This is a genomic window from Sphingomonas bacterium, from assembly GCF_903644135.1.
Lineage (GTDB): Bacteria > Pseudomonadota > Alphaproteobacteria > Sphingomonadales > Sphingomonadaceae > Sphingomonas.
In genome coordinates this window covers 1-2,625 of sequence record NZ_CAHJXA010000371.1, presented here as the reverse complement: position 1 = coordinate 2,625, position 2,625 = coordinate 1, and the positions used below count along the sequence as shown (strand labels likewise).

Genomic DNA, 2,625 nt, shown 5'->3' with positions numbered 1-2,625 from the left:
TAGTCTGCAACGCCCAGCCCCTCCGCCCGGCGATACGCCAGGAAGGCGCGCAGCTCGCCGGCGTCGACCGTCGCCAGCCCGGCGGCATCGATCCGCCCGCCGCGATGCTCCGACAGGAAGCCGATCAGCCGCTCCGCCGTGGCGACATAGGCGCGCACGGTATGCGCCGACCGCCGCCGGTCGCGCGCGAGATGGGCCGTCCAGCCGGCGATCAGTTCGCGGTCCTGCCGCTGATCCTGGCCCGACGTCGTCATGGCCGGATCGTGCCCAAAAGGGTGGCATCGAGCAAAGATTATTAACAGCCGCAAATCCATAGAGCCGCCATGGACAGCGAAGCACCCGGCACCGTCATGGCCGATGAATTGAGCCGCCTGACCGCGCTCTACGGCTCGGGCATCCTCGACGACGGCCCGCAACAGGCGCTCGATGCGTTGGTCCAGCTCGCCGCGTCGCTGCTCGCCTGCCCGACCGCTATGCTGACGCTGCTCGACCGCGAGACGCTGCATGTCTGCGCCTCGACCGCCGAGCCGATCGCGCCGGTGCCGCGCGGGATCACTTTGTGCGACCATGCCATTCGCGTTCCCGACGGCATGGTGGTGCGCGATCTGCAGGCCGACCCGCGCTTCGCCGACAATCCGTTCGTGATCGACGGGTTGCGCTTCTATGCCGGCGTGCCGATCACCGCCCCCGACGCCGCGGGCCTGCCGCGACCGATCGGCGCGCTGTGCGTCGTCGACGCGGTGCCTCGCGACCTGGACGACCGCGGCCGGCAGGCGCTGCATCACCTTGCCCGCCTTGCCGACGTGCTGATCGCAGCGCGCACCCACGCGCAATGCGCGATCGGCATCGCGGTGGAGCATGAACGGCTGGTCGCCGACCGCGCCCGCCAGCACCGTGTCTTCGCGCAGGCCGAGCGGATGACCGGCATCGGCTCGTGGCGGCTGTCGCTGCCCGACGAACATATCGAATGGTCGGAAGGCGTCTACCGCATTTACGGCCTGCCGCCCGGCCCCACCCCCGACCTGCAGACGGCAATGGATCCTTACCCGATCGAGGCGCGTGCCCGCGTCGCCGCGGCGCTGGCGGCGGCGATCGAGCATTGCACGCCGTTCGATTTCGAGGAGGACTTCCGCTCCGCCACCGGCGAGTTGAGGCGGGTACGCTCGATCGGCGAATGCGAGCAGGTCGACGGCACCAACGTCGCGCTGGTCGGCGTCTTCCAGGATGTGACCGATCGCCATCATCGCGAGATCGCGCTGCGTCACGATGCGGATACCGACGCGCTGACCGGGCTCGCCAACCGTGCGGCGTTCGACAAGGCGTTGACAGCTGCGATGCTCGCCCGCGCGGCCGACGCGCCGCTGTTGCTGGCGCTGATAGACCTCGACGGCTTCAAGGCGATCAACGACACCCTGGGCCACACCGCCGGCGACGATGTCCTGCGCGGGGTCAGCGCTGCCCTCCGCGCCCTGGCGGCCGCGCTGCCGGACGTGTCGGCGCTGACCGCGCGTATCGGCGGCGACGAGTTCGCGCTGTTGATCGAAGGCGATGCGATCGATCCGGCGGCGCTGGCCGAGATGCTGGAACAGGCGCTGCTGGTCTCCGCCCGCGCCGGCGACCTCACCCTTGCCTGCAGCGGCTCGGTCGGGATCGCGGTGCTCGGCGACGAGACCAGCCCGCGCGACTTCATCCGCCGCGCCGATGGCGCGCTGTACGCCGCCAAGCGCGCACGGATCGGCGACCGGCGTCGGGCGGACCGCCGCGCCGCCTGACGCGCCAACCGACCCCTACCCCGGTTCACGCCGGGCCGCTTCGCCCCCATATGCGCCGACGATGCAGCGCGCCCGCGTCCTCCTCCTCAACGCCGCGCTCGGCCCGCTCGACTATCGGGTGCCGGCGGGCATGGCGGTCGAGTCCGGCTCCGTCGTCGTCGCGCCGCTGGGACCACGCCAGCTGCTCGGCGTCGTCTGGGAACCCGAGCGGATGCCGTCGGATGCCGAGGTCGGCGACAACCGGCTCCGGCCGCTGCTCGCCACGGCCGACGTGCCGCCGCTGGCTACGGCGCTGCGCCGGCTGGTGGAGTGGACTGCCGATTATTACCTGGCACCGCCAGCGTCGGTGCTGCGCATGTGCCTCGCCTCGACCTCGGCGCTGGAAGGCGCGCGCACCGTCACCGAATATCGCGCGACCGGCATCGAGCCGCCCCGGATGACCGAAGCCCGTGCCCGCGCGCTGGCGAGCATCGGCGAGCGTCAGGGCCTGATCCGTGAACTCGCCACGATCGCCGAAGTGTCGGACGCGGTCGTGCGCGGGCTGGTCAAGGCTGGTGCGATCGCGGCGGTCGAGGTCGACATCGACAGCCCGTTTCCACAGCCCGACCCCGGCTTCGCTCCGCCCGCGCTGTCGGAAGAACAACGCGTCGCCGCCGAGAGCCTGGCGCATGATGTCGCCACCCACGCCTTTCACCCGACCCTGCTCGACGGCGTCACTGGCTCGGGCAAGACCGAGGTCTATTTCGAAGCGATCGCCGAGGCGCTGCGTCAGGATCGCCAATGCCTGGTGCTGCTGCCCGAGATCGCGCTGACCGAACCCTTCCTCCAGCGTTTCGCCGCCCGCTTCGGCTGA

Annotated in this window: 2 protein-coding genes and 1 pseudogene; 2 read left to right on the top strand and 1 reads right to left on the bottom strand. The window is 71.0% G+C overall.

Annotated elements, in window-relative coordinates; all coding sequences use genetic code 11:
* A partial coding sequence (locus HUU96_RS14650; RefSeq protein ID WP_174293470.1) for a site-specific integrase occupies window positions 1–254 on the bottom strand: 254 nt, incomplete at its 3' end.
* A gap of 69 nt (window positions 255–323) precedes the next feature.
* On the opposite strand from HUU96_RS14650, the gene HUU96_RS14645 reads away from it, so the two are divergent.
* Both HUU96_RS14645 and HUU96_RS14640 read left to right on the top strand, forming a co-directional pair.
* Complete coding sequence (locus HUU96_RS14645) at window positions 324–1,772, top strand: diguanylate cyclase domain-containing protein (protein WP_174293469.1); 1,449 nt, start codon at window positions 324–326, stop codon at window positions 1,770–1,772.
* Window positions 1,773–1,833: 61 nt separating this feature from the next.
* Window positions 1,834–2,625: pseudogene (locus tag HUU96_RS14640) on the top strand (DEAD/DEAH box helicase family protein); the annotation flags it as partial.

Coding starts and splice junctions, on each gene's coding strand:
- HUU96_RS14645 (WP_174293469.1), top strand. CDS start 324: ATGGACAGCGAAGCACCCGGCACCGTCATGGCCGATGAATTGAGCCGC.